General features: G+C 50.3%; 18 protein-coding genes, 1 tRNA gene and 1 other RNA gene. 16 read left to right on the forward strand and 4 right to left on the reverse strand.

Annotation, left to right across the window (positions count from 1 at the left end):
* The first annotated feature begins 63 nt into the window (after nt 1–63).
* The gene (locus A372_RS0116615; RefSeq protein ID WP_019422007.1) at nt 64–1,953 is read left to right on the forward strand and encodes a heparinase II/III domain-containing protein; all 1,890 of its coding nucleotides are present in this window, start codon (nt 64–66) and stop codon (nt 1,951–1,953) included.
* A 668-nt stretch (nt 1,954–2,621) separates the two neighbouring features.
* On the opposite strand, the gene A372_RS0116620 is transcribed toward A372_RS0116615, so the two are convergent.
* From A372_RS0116620 to A372_RS0116635, 4 genes are all read right to left on the reverse strand, one after another.
* Nucleotides 2,622–2,696 (reverse strand) — tRNA-Arg (locus A372_RS0116620).
* A 188-nt stretch (nt 2,697–2,884) separates the two neighbouring features.
* Nucleotides 2,885–3,199 carry a DMT family transporter gene (locus A372_RS0116625; protein WP_019422008.1) on the reverse strand — a complete coding sequence of 105 codons (315 nt, stop codon included), beginning with the start codon at nt 3,197–3,199 and terminating at the stop codon, nt 2,885–2,887.
* Complete coding sequence (locus A372_RS0116630; protein WP_019422009.1) at nt 3,199–3,534, reverse strand: DMT family transporter; 336 nt, start codon at nt 3,532–3,534, stop codon at nt 3,199–3,201. The genes A372_RS0116625 and A372_RS0116630 overlap by 1 nt, the downstream gene beginning before the upstream one ends.
* A gap of 244 nt (nt 3,535–3,778) precedes the next feature.
* Complete coding sequence (locus A372_RS0116635) at nt 3,779–4,363, reverse strand: TetR family transcriptional regulator (protein WP_019422010.1); 585 nt, start codon at nt 4,361–4,363, stop codon at nt 3,779–3,781.
* A gap of 358 nt (nt 4,364–4,721) precedes the next feature.
* Here A372_RS0116635 and A372_RS0116640 point away from each other — a divergent pair, with 358 nt between their 5' ends.
* From A372_RS0116640 to ssrA, 15 genes are all read left to right on the forward strand, one after another.
* Nucleotides 4,722–5,777 carry a sugar-binding transcriptional regulator gene (locus A372_RS0116640; RefSeq protein ID WP_019422011.1) on the forward strand — a complete coding sequence of 352 codons (1,056 nt, stop codon included), beginning with the start codon at nt 4,722–4,724 and terminating at the stop codon, nt 5,775–5,777.
* 36 nt (nt 5,778–5,813) lie between these two features.
* Nucleotides 5,814–6,818 (forward strand): type I glyceraldehyde-3-phosphate dehydrogenase, encoded by a 1,005-nt coding sequence (gap, locus tag A372_RS0116645; RefSeq protein WP_019422012.1) that lies wholly within the window; start codon nt 5,814–5,816, stop codon nt 6,816–6,818.
* Nucleotides 6,819–7,132: 314 nt separating this feature from the next.
* Nucleotides 7,133–8,314: a phosphoglycerate kinase gene (locus tag A372_RS0116650; RefSeq protein ID WP_019422013.1), complete on the forward strand. Its 1,182-nt coding sequence runs from the start codon at nt 7,133–7,135 to the stop codon at nt 8,312–8,314.
* A gap of 79 nt (nt 8,315–8,393) precedes the next feature.
* Nucleotides 8,394–9,146 (forward strand): triose-phosphate isomerase, encoded by a 753-nt coding sequence (gene tpiA / locus A372_RS0116655; RefSeq protein WP_019422014.1) that lies wholly within the window; start codon nt 8,394–8,396, stop codon nt 9,144–9,146.
* A 1-nt stretch (nt 9,147) separates the two neighbouring features.
* Nucleotides 9,148–10,689 (forward strand): 2,3-bisphosphoglycerate-independent phosphoglycerate mutase, encoded by a 1,542-nt coding sequence (gpmI, locus tag A372_RS0116660; RefSeq protein WP_019422015.1) that lies wholly within the window; start codon nt 9,148–9,150, stop codon nt 10,687–10,689.
* 72 nt (nt 10,690–10,761) lie between these two features.
* Nucleotides 10,762–12,048 carry a phosphopyruvate hydratase gene (gene eno, locus A372_RS0116665; RefSeq protein ID WP_019422016.1) on the forward strand — a complete coding sequence of 429 codons (1,287 nt, stop codon included), beginning with the start codon at nt 10,762–10,764 and terminating at the stop codon, nt 12,046–12,048.
* A gap of 239 nt (nt 12,049–12,287) precedes the next feature.
* Nucleotides 12,288–12,656 carry a PadR family transcriptional regulator gene (locus A372_RS0116670; protein WP_019422017.1) on the forward strand — a complete coding sequence of 123 codons (369 nt, stop codon included), beginning with the start codon at nt 12,288–12,290 and terminating at the stop codon, nt 12,654–12,656.
* Nucleotides 12,657–12,710: 54 nt separating this feature from the next.
* Nucleotides 12,711–13,406 (forward strand): DUF1700 domain-containing protein, encoded by a 696-nt coding sequence (locus A372_RS0116675; RefSeq protein ID WP_019422018.1) that lies wholly within the window; start codon nt 12,711–12,713, stop codon nt 13,404–13,406.
* Nucleotides 13,407–14,264: a DUF4097 family beta strand repeat-containing protein gene (locus A372_RS0116680; RefSeq protein ID WP_019422019.1), complete on the forward strand. Its 858-nt coding sequence runs from the start codon at nt 13,407–13,409 to the stop codon at nt 14,262–14,264.
* 79 nt (nt 14,265–14,343) lie between these two features.
* On the forward strand, nt 14,344–15,165 hold the full coding sequence (gene pdxK, locus A372_RS0116685) for a pyridoxine/pyridoxal/pyridoxamine kinase (RefSeq protein WP_019422020.1): 822 nt from the start codon (nt 14,344–14,346) through the stop codon (nt 15,163–15,165).
* Between the two features lie 283 nt (nt 15,166–15,448).
* Nucleotides 15,449–15,685: a preprotein translocase subunit SecG gene (gene secG / locus A372_RS0116690; RefSeq protein WP_019422021.1), complete on the forward strand. Its 237-nt coding sequence runs from the start codon at nt 15,449–15,451 to the stop codon at nt 15,683–15,685.
* Nucleotides 15,686–16,020: 335 nt separating this feature from the next.
* Nucleotides 16,021–19,179 carry a ribonuclease R gene (gene rnr / locus A372_RS0116700; protein WP_019422023.1) on the forward strand — a complete coding sequence of 1,053 codons (3,159 nt, stop codon included), beginning with the start codon at nt 16,021–16,023 and terminating at the stop codon, nt 19,177–19,179.
* Between the two features lie 513 nt (nt 19,180–19,692).
* The gene (locus A372_RS0116705; protein ID WP_019422024.1) at nt 19,693–20,529 is read left to right on the forward strand and encodes an MgtC/SapB family protein; all 837 of its coding nucleotides are present in this window, start codon (nt 19,693–19,695) and stop codon (nt 20,527–20,529) included.
* A gap of 139 nt (nt 20,530–20,668) precedes the next feature.
* Entirely contained in the window at nt 20,669–21,142 is a 474-nt protein-coding gene (smpB, locus tag A372_RS0116710; RefSeq protein ID WP_019422025.1) for an SsrA-binding protein SmpB, read from the forward strand.
* Between the two features lie 266 nt (nt 21,143–21,408).
* Nucleotides 21,409–21,773, forward strand: a transfer-messenger RNA (tmRNA) gene (gene ssrA, locus A372_RS36440).
* The last annotated feature ends 66 nt before the right edge of the window (nt 21,774–21,839 follow it).

A 21,839-nucleotide genomic window follows, 5' to 3' on the forward strand; every position in this document is an offset into this window, starting at 1 on the left:
AAATGTAAGCGCTTGCGTTAAGTTCCAAAGCAATTCATAAAGAGAAAAATGGGAGGATTGTATATGCTGATAGAACGGTATAGTCTGGACCTGTTGCAAGAGAAGCTGATTCCATCCTATGCATATGAGCCGTTTCCCAAGGCTGCACGCCGGGAGAGCTGGCTGCGGCTAGCGGATGATATACGGGCGTTCTGGATAGCGCAAGGGGAGACTTATCTTCATGCGGAGTGGCCCGTGCTGCCGGCCTCATTGTATATGGATTATGTGCGGACAGGCAACCGCACACGATACCAGGAGGCCTACTTTGCGCGCCGTAAGGCGCTGGTCCGCCTCGTCTTGGCCGAGAGCATGGAATACAATGGACGCTTTCTCGACGATATCGTGAACGGCATCTGGGCGGTATGCGAGGAGAGCACCTGGTGCTGGCCGGCCCATTTAAGCGATATTAGCCGCAAAGAGGTCTACTCGCTTCCTGATATCGATGAGCCGGTCATCGATTTGGGTGCGGGAGAGACGGCTGCGTTGGTAGCTTGGTCGTACTACTTGCTGGGAGAAGCGTTGGATGCGCATTGTCCGCAGCTAGGGAAGCGTGTGCGCCGGGAGCTTCATGTGCGCATTCTGGACTCGTACGAGCGGGAGGATAATTACTGGTGGATGTCTTTCCAGCCTGATATGCTCGTAAACAATTGGAATCCTTGGTGCAATTCCAACTGTTTGGCTGTTCTGCTGCTTATCGAGGAGGACGAGCGGCGCCGCGTCTCCTTGGTTCACAAGGCGCTTCGCAGCTTGGACCGCTTTATCGCTTCCTATAAAGAGGACGGGGGATGCGATGAAGGGCCAGCTTATTGGGGGCGTGCTGCTGCATCGCTGTATGATGCTTTGCAATTGTTGCATAGCGCCACGGACGGAGCAGTATCGGTGTTCGATGACACTAAAATTCGGAACATGGCAAAATACATCCTTCATATGCACATCGGAGGCGAGGCGTATGTGAATTTTGCAGATTCGGCTGCCAAGCTTTCTGTACCCGCCGGATTAATCGCCCAATTCGGACATGTGATCGGGGATGCGCAGCTGCAGGCATTCGGGCTGCACGCATATCGGCAGCAGCATGAATACCGTCACTGGGAAGGAGAAGAGATTCCTAGTTTGCAGCGTATGCTGTCTGAGCTCTTCTCGATGCCGGAAGCGGATGAGCTTGAATCGGAGCTGGAGCTGCCGCTTGATATATGGATGGCTGGCGTAGAAGTGATGGTCGCGCGGGAGCGGGGCGGCGCTCAGGGCTGGTTCCTTGCCGCCAAGGGCGGTCATAACGGAGAAAGCCATAACCATAACGATATCGGCAGCTTCATCGTATATGCGGACGGCAGCCCGCTATGGATCGATGCAGGGGTCGGCACGTATACAGCGAAGACGTTCAGCCCGGAGCGCTATTCGATCTGGACGATGCAGTCCGGCTATCATAATGTTCCGGAAGTGAACGGAATAGAGCAAGCGGATGGTGGTCAATATCGCACGCGTAAAGTTCGTCATGAGGCAGACGGCGTGGTATCCCGGCTTACTGTGGACATTGCTCCGGCCTATCCGGCCGATTCCGGCATACGTCAATGGACACGAACGTACACGTTGCAGCGGGAGGCGGACGCCCCGTCCCGCATCATTCTGGAAGAGGCGGTGCAGCTCGCGGAGCCAAGCCAGAACGTGGTGCTGAACTGGATGTGTGCTTATGAACCGCACGTTCATCGCAGCGTCATTGCGCTGCAAGATGAAGCGGGCGGAGTGAAGGCGCACATGTCGTATGACGAGACGATGTGGGATATCCAGGTGGAGACGATTGCATTGGAAGGCGAGAAGCTGCGTGCCGCTTGGGGCGACTCGCTCTATCGTCTGAGCATGACCGCGCGATGTCCGGTGCAATCAGAGCGTTGGCAGTTTGTGCTGGAAAGGGGATAGAGGAGAAAGGAAGAAGAGTTGGTGAAGAAGTCGGCATAGTCCTGCCTGCTTGCCTCACTTCATTGGATTTTGTGCAATAGAACCGGCGTGTATGCCTTTTACGGCAGGTTCTATTGGATTTTATACAGTGCTTTGGCACTTTTTCTACATCAGTTGAGGAAAATAGCCCAATTCACTGGACATAATCCAGTCTACAGGCCGTTGAGCGACCGAAACCTTATATTCTATTGTACATTTTCCAATGGGTTAACTTCGACACCGGCCTACCTTGCAGCTACCTATATAGTTGTAATAAAAATACGGAAAGGAGCGGAGCTTACGCTTTGCAATAAGTCATGCTTAAGCCTATGAACTGTAAAATTACATCTACAGCTTCGAGGTCTACTTTTCGTGATAATAATGAAAAATAGATGCTACATGCGACCAGTACAATAAAGGAGCTGAAATACTCGGTGGGCTTGTGTTGCATAGCAGCGATGATGGGCGCGTAACGAATAAGGCGTGAAGGAGATATGCTGTTGCAGTGAGTGTCCCGACAGAGCGGTATAAAATGAAAAAAACACCCTTCTCCGTCCCCCTATGCGTAAGGAGAGGATCAAGATGCTTTCGACTTTATGTAGCCTATATACGTACGAGTGCTTCATATTAAGGCACCAACAAGATACTATTGGCGCGCCCGCAAGGAATCGAACCTTGATCTCAGGCTCCGGAGGCCTACGTCATATCCATTGGACCACGGGCGCATTTGTATAAAAGGTGCAAGAATTATTATAAAACAACTATGTGTGAATTGCAAGTAGAGGTTGTTCAAAAAGCTCCCTTTTGACCATTAAGGAATGTTTGAGCTCCGTGAAGCGATAAAGTGAAAGCAAACATTCCTTATGGCGTTAAAACCAACCTCTATGCCCGTTCGGCCCGGTGTGACTAGTAATTATGTCGTGAGGCGAAGACCGATAATGCCGACGACTATGAGTCCTAAATAAACGAATTGCGTCCGGCTGTATTTCTCCTTGAACCAGAACAAGCTGACCAGCGTAATGCCAACCGCGCCGACGCCGGCCCATACTGCGTAAGCCACTCCGGACGGGATAACGGACATGGCGTGCGTGAGCAGCCAGATGGAAGCGGCCAGTCCGAGAGTGATGATGACTAATGGAGTTTTTTTCTTGAATCCATCTACATATTTCATGGCAATGACCGCAATAATTTCTTCAAATCCCGACAGTATCAAATATAACCAAGCCATTATGCGCCTTCCTTTCCATTCTTCTCTTCATTGGGAGTAGCCATCTTCATGCCGACGATGCCCCCGAGCAGAATGAGTAAGAACATAATTTGCAGGGCGTTGAAATCTTCACCTAAGTAAATCCCTGTTACATAAGTGCCTATCGTTCCGATGCCGACAAACACTGTATAGGCGATTGCGACGTTAAGTTTCTTGTACGATTGGATGAGCATTAAATAGCTCACGGTAATCAAGGTGATGACGATGATCCATTCCCAAGTGTGGGTCGCATACTTCAGACCGGACGCCCAAATGATTTCCAGTATCGCAGAACCAAGCACGAGTAGCCAAGCCACGTATATTACCTCCTGTATTTGTGTCAATCCGGATGATTAGTGTGAACGAAGTTGTTCAAAAAGCCCCCTTTTGATCACGATGCATCCCAAGATGTGATTCGACATCAAATCTTGCATTCACTCTCGAAGTCCGGTGCTCATGTAGTCTCGTCTACATTGCGCTCCTCCTTCTTCGAGTTCTTGTAATCTTCTCGGTGCTGAAAAGTGGCCCTTTTGAACACGCATTAAACATGACAGCCGTTAGTTATTTCAAAGAGCGCTGTATAAAAGAGAACAGTTCATCCTTCAACGGCTGCGGGTCCACACGACCTTGCTGAATATCTACGAAAAAGTAGGTTTCCGCCGTCTGCTCAATCATATTAATGATCATGCGCACGACGGACTTGCTATCGGACTGTAGAGACACCTCCCCATGATGCCGCGCTGCCGCAAGCTGCTCCGCAAACCAGTCATAATAAGGCTGGTAGATGGCTTCCCACTTCGGAAAGGAATGATGGAGCGCGAGACCGGAGTAGCATAAGAGAATGACCTCCTTGTACTTGGACGTCATGTCAAAGGACGCGTCGATGACCGCCTTCAATTTATCCCAGAAACTATCCAGTGGTTCGGCTTCTGCCTGTACCAGCGATAACAAATGCTCAAGTATATGCTCAGCTACGGCCGGAACGATATCATTCTTCGACGGGAAATAGATATAGAAGGTTCCTTGTGCGACGCCTGCCTGTTTCACGATGTCACCGACGGAAGTCTTCTGAAAGCCCTTTTCGGAAATAAGTGCGATTGCGGATTGCAGCAGCGCTTCGTATTTTGCTTCTTTCTTATAATTCACGTATACACCGCCCATCTTTCAAAAATGACTGACTGTCATTCATTTTAAAATATGCGAAATAAAAAGTAAAGCAGGAATAAGTCATTGTGTGCTATCCAAAACTAAATTATAAAAACTAAATTATAAAAAAATGCAATAAATTTGTCGTTTTGACACAGGAAAACGGTTAAGTAAGTCTTAGGCGCCTTCGTCCCTGAAAGCTAAGATGTAAAGCTATGAATAAGTTTCACGATGCTTGTACATTCTAGATGCGGGATACTTGCAAGATGCACAATTATTCGGTAGAATAGTGGTGGGACAAAAAATGTTGCGATGGGACGTTTTGAGTCCAATGGTTGGGAGATCAGGAGTGGAGAGAATGCGTGATTGGTTAGAGATACAGAAACGACTTCTGCCCGAACTCATTGAACTGTTGAAGAAGCGTTACACCATCCTGCATCAAATCATGTTGTCCGAAAGCATCGGAAGAAGAACGCTGGCGACATCATTGCAGATGACCGAGCGTGTGCTTCGTGCCGAAACCGACCTCTTGAAGGCGCAGGGCCTGATTGAAACGGATAGCACGGGTATGCGAATCAGTGAAGAGGGACGGCAACTTGTTCAACAACTGGAGCCCTTCATGGGCGAGCTGCTCGGTATGCGTCAGCTAGAGGAAAGTATCCGCCAAGCATTCGGTTTGAAGCAGGTTATTGTCGTACCAGGCAATTCGGATGTATCAGCTGCCGTGAAGCAAGAGTTGGGCCAAGCGGCGTGCAAAGCGCTCAACAGCGCTATGGGCAAGGAAGATGTTGTCGCAGTAACCGGCGGCTCCACGTTGGCTGCTATGGCAGACCAATTGACGAGTTCATCGCCGCTGAAAGGGATCTGGTTCGTTCCTGCGCGTGGAGGGCTTGGCGAGAGCTTAGAGCATCAAGCGAACACCATCGCTTCCACGATGGCAAAGCGTCTAGGCGCACAGTATCGATTACTGCACGTGCCAGATTTGCTGAGTGAAGAAGCGTACCAGTCATTGAAGCAAGAGCCGAATATCCAAGATATATTGCAGGTCATCCGTCAAGCGCGCATCGTCGTGCACGGAATCGGCGATGCCTTGGTGATGGCGAAGCGGCGCAGTGTGGACGATGCCACTGTGCAGCAGCTAGTGCAAGCGGGAGCGCTCGCCGAAGCGTTCGGATACTATTTTGACCGAGACGGGCGTGTCGTTCATACGATGCTTACATTAGGCTTGCGTCTAGAAGATATTTCCCGCACCGAGGTCGTCATTGCTGTCGCCGGGGGCAAGAGCAAGGGTGAGGCGATTACCGCAGTCTTGCGCTCAGGCCATGAAGATATTCTGGTCATCGACGAAGCGGCAGCAGAAGAAGTTGTGAACCAATGTGGTCTCGATGTGCCTTCGGGCCGTCTTGAGCAATAAATAATTAAACCTTTTACGGAAATGGGAGGAATCATCATGGTGAAAGTTGGTATTAACGGCTTTGGTCGTATTGGACGTAACGTATTCCGCGCGGCTCTGAACAACTCGGAAGTAGAAATCGTTGCAATCAACGATTTAACAGATGTAAAGACACTGGCTCACCTGTTGAAATATGACACAACTCATGGCGTTCTTGACGCTACGGTTGAAGCTAAAGAAGGCGCGCTTATCGTTAACGGCAAAGAAGTTAAAGTATTTGCAGAGCGCAACCCTGAAAACTTGCCTTGGGGCGCTAACGGCGTAGAAATCGTTGTTGAGTCCACTGGTATCTTCACAGCGAAAGACAAAGCTGAAATGCACTTGAAAGGCGGCGCGAAGAAAGTTATCATCTCCGCACCTGCTACGAACGAAGATATCACAATCGTTATGGGCGTTAACGAAGACAAGTATGATGCAGCTAGCCATACTATCATCTCCAACGCTTCTTGCACAACGAACTGCTTGGCGCCATTCGCTAAAGTATTGAACGACAAATTCGGTATCGTTAAAGGTATGATGAACACAATTCACTCCTACACTAACGACCAAAACGTTCTTGACCTGCCGCACAAAGACCTTCGTCGTGCACGCGCAGCAGCTCAAAACATCATTCCTACTACGACAGGCGCTGCTAAAGCGGTATCCCTCGTATTGCCTGAATTGAAAGGCAAATTGAATGGTATGTCCATGCGCGTTCCTACACCTAACGTGTCTGTTACAGACTTGGTTGTAGAACTCGAGAAAAACGTAACGGTTGAAGAAGTTAACGCAGCTTTGAAAGAAGCAGCTGAAGGTCCTTTGAAAGGCATCTTGAACTACTCCGAAGAGCCATTGGTATCCAGCGACTTCAATGGCGACCCAGCTTCCTCCACAATCGACGCTTTGACGACGATGGTAATCGGCGGAAACATGGTTAAAGTTGTTTCCTGGTACGACAACGAGTGGGGCTACTCCAACCGCGTTGTAGACTTGGCAGCTTTCATCGCTAAAAAAGGTCTGTAATTATATAGCTTGACAATCAAAGAGGAGTAACCGTTGCGGTCTCCTCTTTGATCCATAAGCAAGGCATGTCGAGAACCGATACGGAATATTACATCGCCATAGTCATAGCGAAGCCTGTCATTATGCGATGATAACGAATTTTTATTATAGATAGAACCGATTGATACAGAATCATACACATATCGAACACCGTAATGTAAATACAGATGATATAGAGAAAGAATGATGAACCATACAGAATAACAGAACCTGATAACGATTCTTTCTAAGAGAGGCGTGAAGCGGTTCAAGCACACGATAGGAGGAACACGGGGATGAACAAGAAAAGCGTACGTGATGTAGACGTAAAAGGTAAGCGCGTATTTATGCGGGTAGATTTCAACGTTCCATTGGAAGACGGAAAGATTACGGATGATACACGCATTCAAGAAACGCTGCCAACCATTAAATACTTGGTGGAGCAAGGTGCGAAAGTCATTCTGGCCAGCCATATGGGTCGTCCCAAAGGCGAAGTGGTTGATTCCATGCGCCTGACGCCTGCTGCGGCTCGCCTTGGCGAATTGCTCGGCAAATCAGTCAAGAAGCTCGATGAGTCGATTGGCGAGAACGTGAAGGCCGAGATTGCAAAAATGGAAAACGGCGACGTGATCGTATTGGAGAACGTGCGTTTCCACAAAGGCGAAGAGAAAAACGATCCAGAATTGGCGAAAGCATTCGCGGAGCTCGCGGATCTGTATGTGAATGACGCGTTCGGTGCAGCGCACCGTGCCCATGCGTCCACAGAAGGTATCGCGCATCACTTGCCAGCCGTGTCCGGCCTGTTGATGGAGAAAGAATTGTCGGTATTGAGCAAAGCTTTGTCCAACCCGGAACGTCCGTTCACCGCTATCGTTGGCGGATCGAAAGTAAAAGACAAAATCGATGTTATCAACAAAATGCTGGAGATTGCTGATAACGTAATCATCGGCGGCGGATTGACGTATACGTTCTTCAAAGCGCAAGGTCACGAAATCGGCAAATCGTTGGTCGACAACGATAAGCTGGAGGTTGCGCTTGGCTTTATCGAGAAAGCAAAAGAGCTCGGCAAAAACTTGTACCTGCCCGTTGACATCGTCGTATCTGATGACTTCAGTGCAGATGCAAACACGCAAATCGTGCCAGTCGACAGCATTCCTGCAGAATGGGAAGGCATTGACATCGGACCGAAGACGCGTGAAATTTTCGCTGACGTAATCAAGGACTCTAAGCTCATCGTATGGAACGGACCAATGGGCGTGTTCGAAATTGAGCCATTCTCTCACGGCACGCGTGCGGTAGCTGAAGCATGTGCGGAAACGCAAGGCTACACCATTATCGGCGGCGGCGACTCTGCAGCGGCAGTAGAGAAATTCAAGCTGAAAGACAAGATGGACCACATCTCCACAGGCGGCGGCGCTTCCCTTGAGTTCATGGAAGGCAAAGTATTGCCAGGTGTTGTGGCATTGAACGATAAGTAATCGTAAGCAGTTAGCAACTAAACAAGTAAGCGACAGCGGCTAATGAGCCGCTTCCCTTACGTGTAGAGGAGTGATTCACGTGAGACAACCGATTATCGCAGGGAACTGGAAAATGTTCAAAACGGTACCGGAAGCGACTGCCTTTGTAGCAGAAGTGAAGGGCAAAGCGGAAGTAGACGGCGTGGAGAGCGTCATCTGCGCGCCATTTACGAACTTGCCTGCGCTTGTTGAAGCAGTGAAAGGCACGAACATCAAAATTGGCGCACAAAATCTTCACTTTGAAGATTCCGGCGCATTCACAGGTGAGATCAGCGGTGTGATGCTGAAGGATCTTGGCGTGCATTATGTTATTATCGGCCACTCCGAGCGCCGCGCTTATTTCGCAGAGACGGACGAAATCGTAAACAAGAAAGTGCACGCGGCATTCCGTAACGGATTGCTGCCAATCGTATGCGTGGGCGAATCGCTCGAAGAGCGTGAATCCGGCAAGACGAACGACGTGTGCAAAGTGCAAACGGAAGCGGCGTTCCAAGGCGTGTCTGCGGAACAAGCGAAAGAAGTCGTCATCGCATATGAACCAATCTGGGCGATCGGCACAGGCAAATCTTCTACAGCGCAAGATGCGAATGAAGTCATCAGCTACATCCGCAGCGTTGTTGCAGGCTTGTACAACGATGAAGTGGCTCAAGCGGTCCGCATTCAATACGGCGGCAGCGTGAAGCCGGAGAATGTGCGTGAATATATGGCGCAAAGCGACATTGACGGCGCATTGGTAGGTGGCGCTAGCTTGCAGCCGGCTTCCTACGTCTCCTTGGTGGAAGGGGCGAAGTAGAATGTCTGCACCTAGACCTGTTGCACTCATCATCATGGACGGCTTCGGACTTAGAAATGTAACTGAGGGCAACGCTGTTGCTCAAGCGAACAAACCGAACTACGACCGCTATATGGACATGTACCCGCACACGACACTGACAGCTTGCGGCGAAGCGGTGGGCTTGCCTGAAGGGCAAATGGGCAACTCCGAGGTAGGACATTTGAATATCGGCGCCGGCCGTATCGTCTATCAAGACTTGACCCGGATTACGAAGTCGATTCGTGAAGGGGAGTTTTTCGATAACGCCACGCTGCTCGGCGCAGTACGCCATGCGAAAGACAACAACAAAAACTTGCATCTGTACGGACTGCTGTCTGACGGCGGTGTGCACAGCCACATTGACCATACGTTGGCCATGCTGGAGCTGGCAGCAAAAGAAGGGCTGAAGAATGTTTACATTCACGCCTTCCTGGACGGCCGCGACGTAGCTCCGGATAGTGCGATTAAATACATCGAGCGTCTGCAAGCGAAGATTAACGATATCGGCGTCGGACAAATTGCAACGGTTCAAGGCCGTTATTATGCAATGGATCGCGACAAACGGTGGGAGCGTACGGAGAAATCCTATCGCGCCATGGTATACGGCGACGGCCCGACATATCGCGATCCGATCCAAGCCGTAAAGGAATCGTACGAGAACTCTGTATTTGACGAGTTCGTCATGCCGACGGTTATTGTGGACGAGAACGATCAACCGGTTGGTCTTGTACAAGATGGCGATGCAGTCATCTTCTCGAACTTCCGTCCGGACCGCGCGATCCAATTGTCGCAAGTATTCACGAACGAAGACTTCCGCGGCTTTGATCGTGGAGACAAATGTCCGAAAGATCTGTACTTCGTCTGCTTGACGCTGTTCGCAGAAACGGTCGGGGGCTTCGTAGCCTACAAACCGAAAGAGCTCGACAATACGCTTGGCGAAGTGCTTGTCCAACAAGGCAAGAAGCAGCTGCGTATTGCGGAGACGGAGAAATACCCGCACGTTACGTTCTTCTTCAGTGGCGGCCGCGACGTGGAGCTCCCTGGCGAAAAACGAGTGCTTATCTCGTCGCCTAAAGTTGCCACATATGATCTGAAACCGGAAATGAGCGCATATGAAGTAGCGGAAGCGGCTGTGCGCGAGATCGAATCCGGCGTGCACGACACGATCATTTTGAACTTCGCGAATCCGGATATGGTCGGTCACTCCGGGAAGCTGGAGCCGACGATCAAAGCGGTGGAAGTAACGGACGAATGCATGAGCAAGGTCGTAGAAGCGGTGCTTGCTCAAGGCGGTGTCTGCCTGATTACGGCGGACCACGGCAACGCGGATATGGTCTTCGACGAAGAGGGCCGTCCGTTCACGGCGCATACGACAAATCCGGTTCCGTTCATCGTAACGGACAAGAACGTCACCTTGCGTGAAGACGGCATTTTGGCCGATATCGCACCGACGATTCTCGATTTGATGCAGCTGCCGAAGCCGAAGGAAATGACCGGAACATCGATGATTTCCAAGAAATAACTGTATGGATTTTGTACGTTGCCTATCTTGCATTATAATAAATTCAACAAAGAATAAAGGAGTTGTACAACCATGACAATGATTATGGACGTTTACGCACGCGAAGTGCTTGACTCTCGTGGTAACCCTACAGTAGAAGTAGAAGTGAAATTGGAATCCGGCGGATTTGGCCATGCTATCGTGCCATCCGGCGCATCCACAGGCGCTCACGAAGCTGTTGAGCTTCGCGACGGTGACAAAGGCCGTTTCATGGGCAAAGGTGTAGAAACTGCTGTTAAAAACGTAAATGAAATTATCGCGCCTGAAATTATCGGCATGGACGCTTTGGATCAAGTATTGATCGACCGTACGATGATCGAGCTTGACGGCACGCCGAACAAAGGCAAATTGGGTGCAAACGCAATTCTGGCTGTATCCATGGCTGTAGCACGCGCAGCAGCTCACGCGCTTGATATGCCACTGTACACGTACCTTGGCGGATTCAATGCGAAGCAATTGCCAGTGCCAATGATGAACATCATCAACGGTGGTGAGCATGCGGACAACAACGTGGACGTGCAAGAGTTCATGATTCTGCCAGTTGGCGCTCCGAACTTCAAAGAAGCGCTTCGCATGGGCGCTGAGATCTTCCACAACCTGAAATCCGTACTGCAAGGCAAAGGCTTGAATACGGCTGTAGGTGACGAGGGCGGCTTCGCACCGAACCTGGGTTCGAACGAAGAAGCAATCCAAATCATCATCGAAGCGATCGAAAAAGCCGGCTACAAACCAGGCGAAGAAGTATTCTTGGGCATGGACGTAGCTTCTACTGAGTTCTACAAAGACGGCAAATACACGTTGGCAGGCGAAGGCAAATCCTTCACTTCCGCTGAATTCGTTGACTTGCTCGCTTCTTGGGTGGACAAATACCCTATTCTTACTATCGAAGACGGCTGCTCCGAGGACGATTGGGAAGGTTGGAAATTGCTCACTGACAAATTGGGCAGCAAAGTTCAGCTCGTGGGTGACGACTTGTTCGTTACGAACACAGAGCGTCTGTCAAGAGGTATTTCCGAAGGCATCGGTAACTCCATCTTGATCAAAGTGAACCAAATTGGTACGCTGACAGAAACGTTCGAAGCGATCGAAATGGCAAAACGCGCAGGTTACACTGCAGTTGTGTCCCACCGCTCCGGTGAATCCGAAGACAGCACAATCGCAGACATCGCAGTTGCGACAAATGCGGGTCAAATCAAGACAGGTGCTCCTTCCCGTACGGACCGTGTGGCTAAATACAACCAATTGCTCCGCATCGAGGACAACTTGGGCAGCGTATCTCGCTATGAAGGCCTGAAATCCTTCTACAACTTGAAGAAATAAGACGTATCCGCATTAGCGGAACGTTAGATTTGGAAGCCGGACTCCGTTGGAGTTCGGCTTCTTTGTTGTGGCGCTATGCGGACACACTCGTCGCAAGACGGGATCGAGCTGGACCTGAGGCTAGTTTTGATGAAAATCTCTTGTTGAATGGAAGTGAGGACGATATAATTATTGCTAGCTACTATTTAATGAACAATACTGAATGATGTATATAACGAATCGTTTAGGGGGTGACGGGGTTGAAAGAAATCATACAATTTAAAAAAGGCGTGCTTGGTCTATGCGTCATGGTGCTCATTAATCAACGCGACCGCTACGGCTTTGAATTGGCGCAGCAAATTTCGAAGCATGTGGAAATCGCGGAAGGCGCCTTATATCCGGTACTCCGCCGCATGGTAGGGGACGGACACTGCACGACCTATTTGCAGGAATCGACGGAAGGGCCGCCGCGCAAGTATTACAAGCTTACTCCGGCAGGCAAAGCGTACATGAATGAGCTGGTGTCGGAATGGGAGAGCTTCGTATCGGGTGTAGCCACATTACTGGCGGAAGCCGTGGACGGAGATGCAGATGTATCTTCAGAAGTAAATTTGGAAGCTAATCCATAAGCAAATGTGGAAATGAACAAGAATACAAACGATATGATCTAGGGGTGAGATAAGGTGCATAAAGAATATTTTCTATTAAAGCTGAAGCTTGGACTGTTGCCGCTTCCTGAGGAAGACAGGAATGAAATACTAGCGGAATATGATGCACACTTTGAATTTGGCAAGCAGCAGGGGCGGACAGAGGAAGAAATCGCGAAGGAATTAGGCGATCCAGAAGAGCTTGCTGTTGAGCTATTAGGGGACCGTGATGAGAAGCCATCCTTCTCCAATGGACCTATGAACGCCGCTCATATGAACGGGAGCAATGAAATGCCGCCGCCTTGGCAAGAGATGAATCATCAGCCAGGAATGCAGCATGGTTATGACAGCCGATGGGATAATGGTCAAGGGAACCACTCCATGCCGTATCCCCCGGGGCCTGAAGCGGGCGCAGTTCGTTCCCGCACCGTCTTTGGCATCATTGGCGTTTTCTTTGCGAGTATGTTGATTGTGCCATTGTTAGTCGCAGGCTGGGGCGTATGCATTGGAATAGGCGGCGCAGCAATCAGCTTTTTAGTTTCTCCGCTTCTGTATGTTGTCAAGCTGGCGTTGGGCGGAGTTTTTTATGGGGCGGAAATGTCATTGATCGTTCTCGCGTTCGGAATTGGCATTTTCCTGACTCAAGCAATGGTCGCTTTGTTCCGCAATTATGCGCGGCTCAATATGAGCTATATCCGCTGGGTTGCTCATGTGGGAAGGGAGAGAAGATAGATGAGAAGAGTATGGTTAAACCTGCTGGGCATCGGCTGCATTGTGGCAGGCATCGCAGGCCTGTTTTACTTCGGAATGGATAAACTATTATATTCCCAGCTTCCCGGCTATAACTACAGCCTTGCGATAGAGCCTGATTTGAAGCAGATTGAAATGAAGGCGAACCGGGGCGAGATCAAAGTGAATTGGCACTTTGACGAGCAACGTAAAATTGAACTATCCGGGCAAGCGCCTGAACAGACGATACAGAAGCTCGGCAATACGAAAGTTGAGAACGGTGTGCTTCGACTGGACTATGATGATACCGAAAGTGCGGAATGGTTGAATTTATTCCAGTTCAATTCCCGTCAACAGCACCATGAGATTCATATTCATGCGCCGAAGGAATTGGTTCTGGATCGCTTTCAAGCAAGGCTAGCAATGGGGTCGTTCGTGATGACGGACGGACAGGTCAAGCAGCTCGATGCCGAGAGCAACTTGGGTCAGGTGATTGTGAAGCAGGTGAAGGGTGAGCAGGTGAATTTGAAATCGGATGCCGGGAAAATCGTAGCCGAGAACGTGGATGCCGCGATTACAGTTAATGCTTCACTGGGTGAAGTGAAGCTGTTGAATACGACCAGACCGGTCGATGTAGATGCGAGTGCGGGCAACGTATTTATTGAACAGCAGAACTCTCATCCGATACAGGCGTCAAGCAATTTAGGCAACATCAAAATATTGGTTTCCCCTTTGTTCGACGGCGTGTATGATGCAAGAGCGAATTTGGGTAATGTATCCTCGCCGGAATCGAAGATGAAGAGCAATATGGTCATTCAAGTGCGGACGGACGCCGGCAATATTTCCATTGTCGAAAAATAGCTTGTCAACTCGAGATATGCCGCTATAATTCGGTTATAATGAATGTATACAATGCGGCATATAAAGGGGTTACGAAACGATGAAATCAATCATGAAAGTTCTTACGTTAGCAGGCTCGGATTCCAGCGGCGGCGCCGGCATTCAAGCGGACTTGAAAACCTTCCAAGAACGCGGAGTATACGGTGTGACCGCGTTGACAACAATTGTGACGATGGACCCGAATGACAATTGGGCGCATCGCGTTTTTCCGGTGGCGCTATCCACGATAGAGGAGCAGTTGAAGACGATTCTAAGCATTGGCATCCAAGGGATGAAGACTGGGATGCTTGGTTCTATCGATATTATTGAGCTTGCGGCACGTACGATTGAGAAGCACGACATTCCAAATATTGTCGTTGACCCGGTTATGGTATGCAAAGGCGCGGACGAAGCGCTGCATCCAGAGACGAATGATGCGCTGCGTGACATTCTCGTACCGAAGGCAACGGTAGTTACGCCGAACCTGTTCGAGGCGGCACAGCTCGCCGGCACAGCGCCAATTCGCTCCTTGGACGATATGAAGCAGGCTGCTGCGATTATTCAGGAGCATGGCGCGCGTTATGTGCTGGTGAAGGGCGGCTCCAAAATTGGCCTCCCGACGTCGATCGACTTGTTATATGATGGCAAGGGCTTTGAAGTGTTGGAGGCCGATTTAATCGATACAACGTATACGCATGGGGCAGGCTGTACGTACTCGGCGGCAGTGGCGGCAGAGCTTGCGAAGGGGCATAGCGTTATCGACAGCATCCATACGGCCAAGCGCTTCATTACAGAGGCGATTCGGCATTCTTTCCGACTGAACCAATATGTGGGCCCTGTGCGCCATAATGCATTGCGCTTGGTGGAACACGGAGAAGAATAGAGGGGCGATGTCCTCTAGTGTGGCAGATTGCAGCGGGTTTGCGTGGCAGCGCAGAACTCGCTTTTTCTTTTTCAAGGTCGCTGGCTGGCCAAGTTGGAGTGAAGATGAGGCTAGAGCGCCCAAGCCCCCTGTTTTTCCCTTTGCGCGGTACGATAATGGCACTATTACAGAACTATAAACAGAACAGAGCGGGCAAGCCTTGCCTGTTGCTTAGCCTTGTGTTACAATAATAATACTGTTTTTATGCTTTTCGAACGTGTAACACGCATTAGGAGGTGTAAATGTGACAATTTTTTTGAAGATTCTGCTTGTCATCTTTTCGATTGGCTTGATTAGCATTGTGCTTCTGCAGAAAGGGAAAAGTGCCGGTCTGTCAGGCGCCATCTCCGGCGGTGCGGAACATCTCTTCGGAAAGCAAAAGGCACGCGGTCTGGAGTTGTTCCTGCAACGTGCGACAGTCGGTCTTGCGGCTGGATTCTTTATCCTTTCTATGATTGTGGCTTACTTTGTAAAAGCATAACGTATAAATTCGAACGCAAGGCGGGGACGAGATCCTCGCTTTTTTTGTTTATCAACACGGAATCATGAGAGGAATGCATGAGGATAGTTGGCGATGATCGTGGAAAAAATGAGACAAGTCCTTGCTGGCTGGTCCATTACATTACCGTCCTATGGCATAGATTATGGAAAAGTAAGGGGCCTTATTGGTGCAAATAAGAACAATTTCAGGTTTTTGTCCTAATGGGCTTAACATGGTGGCAAAGAGCCGGGATGTAACCATTTAATTTCGTGTATACTAGGTTATATATTGGTATACTGTATCATGCAGGTCATGGCAAGGTGTGAGGTGAGGTAATGATATCGGAACAACAGTTGTTGGACTTTATGCGTGAAACCGCTTATAAGCCGATGACCTATCAGGAATTGGAGCAGCATTTTACGATTGAAGGCGCGGCTGAATTTAAAGCCTTCTTAATTATGCTTAATCGCTTGGAGGAAGAGGGAAAGATCATTCGTACCCGTTCGGATCGCTACGGCGTGCCGGAGCGCATGAACTTGCTGCGGGGACGTCTGCAAGCGCATGCGAAAGGATTCGCCTTTCTTATTCCGGAAGAAACGGGTCATCCCGACGTATATATTCATGCGAATGATTTGAAGACAGCGATGCATGGGGATACGGTGCTTGTTCGCGTGACAAATAAAACATTTGAAAGTACGCGTATGGAAGGTGAAGTAATACGCATCGTGAAACGCGCCGTAGAACAGATCGTCGGTGTGTTTCAGCATTATGAAACGTACGGCTTTGTAGTGCCGGACGACAAGCGGATTAACCGCGACGTATTTATTCCGCTGGAAGATACGCACGGAGCCGTGACCGGACAGAAGGTCGTAGCCCGTATTGTAAATTATCCGGAAGGCAGAGCGGCTGCGCAAGGAGAGGTCATTGAGATTCTCGGGCATAAAGACGACCCGGGCGTCGACATTTTGTCGATCATCCGCAAGCACCAGCTGCCAGAGGCATTCCCGGATGAAGTAATGGCGGAAGCAGAGTCGGTTCCGGATGCCATTACGGAAGAGGAAATTGTAAGCCAGCGCCGCAGAGATTTGCGCGGCTTGAATATTGTGACGATTGACGGTGAGGATGCAAAGGACTTGGACGATGCCGTCTATGTGGAGAAGCTCCCGAATGGCCATTACAAGCTCGGGGTCCATATCGCCGATGTTGGCTATTACGTCCGTGAAGGTTCGGCGCTCGACCGTGAAGCGTACGCGCGCGGATGCAGCGTGTACTTGGTCGATCGCGTCATTCCGATGCTGCCGCATCGGCTGTCGAACGGAATCTGTTCGCTTCATCCGCGTGTGGACCGCTTGACGCTGTCCTGTGAGATGGAGTTCGACGAGAAGGCGAAGCTCGTCAAGCACGATGTCTTTTCAAGCGTTATCCGTACGGTGGAACGGATGACGTACAATAACGTTCGTCTGATTGTCGAGGATGAGGATCCGGAAGTGTCGGCACGGTACGCGTATTTGGTCGACAACTTCATGCTGATGAAGGAGCTTGCGCTGAAGCTGCGCGGCAAACGTATGAACCGCGGCGCCATTGACTTTGACTTCCAGGAGTCAAAAGTTATTGTGGATGAACAGGGCAAGCCGGTCGACATTATTAAGCGCGAGCGCTCGATCGCGGAGCAAATGATTGAAGAATTCATGCTGGCAGCGAACGAGACGGTTGCAGAGCATTTTCATTGGCTGCGCGTACCGTTCTTATATCGGATCCATGAGGAGCCGAATAGCGAGAAGCTGTTCAACTTCATGTCCTTTGCTGCCAACTTCGGCTATGTCGTGCGCGGCAAGGGCAACTCGGTCCATCCACGCGCGCTGCAGATGCTGCTGGAGGAAATTGAAGGGACACGCGAGCAGACCGTCATTAGCACGATGATGCTCCGTTCGATGAAGCAAGCGAAGTATGATGCGGAGAGCACAGGCCACTTCGGCTTGGCTGCAGAGTTCTACTCGCACTTTACATCGCCGATTCGGCGCTACCCTGACTTGGTCATTCACCGTGTTATTCGCGAAGTTATCGACCATGGCGGAGCGCTGCCGGAGAAGCGGTTGGAGCAGCTGCATGCGCGTATGCCGGATATTGCACAGCAGTCGTCGGAACGGGAGCGCGTTGCGGTTGATGCCGAACGGGATACGGAAGCTCTTAAGAAGGCTGAATTCATGCTGGACAAGGTGGGCGAAGAATTCGACGGTATTATTAGCAGCGTGACAAGCTTCGGCATGTTCGTGGAACTGGATAATACAGTAGAAGGATTAATTCGCCTCAGCGAACTGTCCGACGATTATTATCACTTCCATGAGCAGCATATGGTGCTCATTGGCGAGCGTACGTCAAGAATGTTCCGGATTGGCGATGAAGTCCGCATCCGAGTGGGCCGCGTCAATATGGAGGAACATACGATTGACTTCGAGCTTGTGGCAAGCACATCGCGTTATGGTGGGCGTGATGCGCGGGAATTCGGCTTTGAGCAGCGCAAGCACGGTCGTGCTGGTACGGATCAGCGCGGCGGAGAACGAAAAGGCCGCGGCAATGGACGCGAAACCCGTGGGGGCGGAACATCGCGTGACGGGCGCGGTGGCCAGCAGCAGCGTGGAGGACGCGGTAGTTCCCAGCGAAATGGACAGACAGTTCGAGCAGGGCGCAGTGGATCCACGGATCGTGGACGCACGAATCGGCATGAAGCGAACCTGCCACAAGCGACTCATCAAGAAGGACGCGGACCATCGCGTACGGACGATACCGTGTATAACGAGTACGGTGCAGGCGGTGAGCAGCATGTCCGCGGCGGACAAGGACGCTCTCATGCGAAAGGACACATGAGAGATGAGCATGCTCCGGAACGCCTTGAAGGGCAGGTGCCTCATGCGCCCGAGGCCGAAGAGTTCGATGGTGATTGGTATAACCAAGGCGAATTCCGGGCGCGCCAGAACCGGAATGGTCGTAATGGGCGCCGCAGTGGAGGAGCTGGAGCTTCCCATCAACCCGCTGACAAGGGAAATGGACACAGACCTTTAGGATCGCACCAGCGTGGCAAAGGTGGTATTCACCTTGGCCAAGGTAATGGTGCCGATCAGTCTCAGCGTTCCCGTGGTAATCAAAACCAAGATAATGCGAACTGGGTTGATCGCCTAATCGCGAATGCAGAAAATGAAGTGGATCGCGGTCCGCGCAATTTTGACTTCGGATCGGGGCGCGGCGGTTATGGCCGTTCGAGTCAAGAAGATAACGATCGGAGCGACCGGAATGGCAGCCGCGGCGGGGACTATCGTTCAGGCCGGGGCAGCAAATTAGGCGCAGGCAAGAAAGGCCGCAAAACATCCGAGAGCGGCATTTTCATCGGTGAATCTGCCGCCCAAGCTCGCGAGCAAACGAAGGAAGCGGGGCAAGCTGCGCGCAAGAAAGGCAAAGCTAACAGCAAAACCGCTAAGTTTGTGCGTAAGAAGCGGTAAAGCAAGCAGTTCGTAACTCGTAACTCATGGCTCGTAAATGAACAAGGAGCGGTCCTCTGCGGAGGGCCGTTTTTATGATGGAAGATCTTTTTCCTTCTGACGTGATGTCATGCTTCGGAGAAGGGTTGTCGATTCCTTCTTAGTCTCACTCTCCCCTTCATTCAGAACAGCGAGCCGAGCATACGTTCATGCATTTGCGTATTTTTCATAGATGTCGGTCTTGCGGTCCGTAGCTAGTCCTTATGATCATTCTCCCGTACCATCAGAAAGGTTTGCGTTGAGGACAAGTCATAATTTTGTATAGACGTAATGACAGAAAAGTCTGAGTCATGATGGCGCATTTACTAGGCAAAGTTTATTGTCATCTTCGGACTTTGTGTATTTCTGATGGAAGGGGAGAATGAAGCAAAGGTGTGGATGATGCGAATCTCCGCATCATGTAAGCCCTTTCTGCATACCTATGATATAATGTACATACTTTACATTAAAGCCACAGAAATGGGGTGAAGCCAGATGAGTCCTTCAGATATTTCCGTCTACCACGTCGTGCTGCGCATGGTGTTAGCTTTAATATTGGGTGGCTTTATCGGGTTGGAGCGGGAGAAACGAAGTCAGGCTGCTGGGCTTCGCACTCATATGTTGGTTAGCTTGGGATCGGCTTTAGTTATGCTTATTTCGGTGTACGGCTTCCCAAAGCTTAGCGCTGATGACAAGGCAGATGTTGATATTGCGCGGATTGCTGCCCAGGTGGTCAGCGGTGTCGGGTTCTTGGGAGCGGGGACTATCATCCGTAATGGCACAAGCGTCAAAGGGCTGACGACGGCAGCGTCACTGTGGGTATCGGCTGCTATCGGCTTGGCTTGCGGATCAGGTTTTTTTTCGGCTGCACTTGTTGGGTGTGGATTATCCCTTGTAGCGTTATGGGTATTGAACAAATATGACTTTAAGAACCGGGTGGCGCATCGCATTCATCAGCTGGAAGTAATCGCGGAAGAGCGAGAAGGATGGCTGACGGAGATGACAACTCAGGTGGAGCAGCAGGGAATGTCGGTTCGCAGCATCCGGATGCGCAAAGAGGGGGCCGGTCTGAAGTCTTGGGCGAAACGGCTGAGTCCTGAGAAGGAAGAAGAGCACTTAGATGAACATGAGCAAGAAAATGACGATGAGGTCGATATGGAAGGTGAAGGGGACACGAGTACTGCTAGCGTTCAACGATCGGATGCTTCGAATGAACCGCACCAGATTAGTATCGAATTGAAGGTGTTGGCAGAGGATATGAAATCGATAGCGGCATGTTGTGAGGCGTTGCTCAGTATGAAAGGTGTCAAGGATGTGCGCATGATTTCGTAAAGCAGGTTTTTGATAAAGAAGGTTAATCTCTTGAGTCCGATGGATCTTTTTTGATACAATAGTATATAGAGCAGTAACATTAAGCGAGATTATGTTCTCGCTGGAAGCATGTAATTCGCCGTAACGTTGGAGGACAATCATGGGTAAAAAAAGTGAGAATAAAGTGCTGGCCCAAAACAAGAAGGCGTCCCATGATTATTTTATCGAGGACACTTATGAAGCAGGCATGGTGCTGACAGGTACGGAAATTAAGTCGCTGCGGATGGGGAAAGCCAATATTAGCGATTCGTTCGCGACCATTCGTAAAGGTGAGATATTCATCCATAATATGCACATCAGTCCGTTTGAGCAAGGGAATCGGTACAATCCTACGGATCCGACGCGTGCGCGCAAGCTGCTGCTTCACAAGGCGCAGATTAGCAAGCTCATCGGGCAGACGAAGCAGGAAGGGTATACGCTTGTTCCGCTTAAGATATATGTGCGCAACGGCTTTGCGAAGCTGCTGATTGGCCTCGGCCGCGGTAAGAAGAATTATGATAAACGCGCAACAGAAGCCAAGCGTGATGCGGACCGCCAGATTCAGCGGGCGCTGCGTGAGAGGCAGAAGTATTAAGGGTTATGGTGCTGGCTCAGTTCTCAGAAGTAACCAAGGAAAAGGCATGTAACGTTGGCAACAAGTTGACTAACATCTTCGCCTCTCATGTGTTATAATAAACGTATCGGTAACGATAAGAAGTTAGTCATCCGATTGTTGCTGACAACGAGTGCTACACTTTGACAACTGAATAGTGTGGAATGTTGCACTATCTATGTCTTAACTTTTTCTCTTAATTCAAGACCCAACTCCCCAGATGGGCGAGATGTGTCGCTTATCATTATGGGGGCGTTCTTGGATTCGACGGGGATAGTTCGGGCTCGGGTAGCGGGTAGTGGGGCTGCGTCCACTTCAACAACGCGAACGCCAATTTAAACGGCAAACAACAAACAAACTACGCTTTAGCAGCTTAATAACCTGTTAGCGTGCTTCTACTCTCCATCGCCCATGTGGCGGGATAGGGGCTCAACTTTAGTGGGATACGCTGTCACATCTCCGTCTGGGGTGTGCTGAAGAAGACAATCAGGCTGACCCAAAGCATAGCCGGTTACGGGGCGATGCTCGGGTGACATCAAAACTGTGACTACACCCGTAGAAGCCTTTGTTGCGTTATCTTCGGACAGGGGTTCGACTCCCCTCGCCTCCACCAAAAACCTGAAAGAGCCGACCGCACGAGGTCGGCTTTTTGCATTGGAGGCGAGATAAAGGGAGTTGA

It is taken from the genome of Paenibacillus sp. OSY-SE, assembly GCF_000283315.1.
GTDB classification, from domain to species: domain Bacteria; phylum Bacillota; class Bacilli; order Paenibacillales; family Paenibacillaceae; genus Paenibacillus_B; species Paenibacillus_B profundus.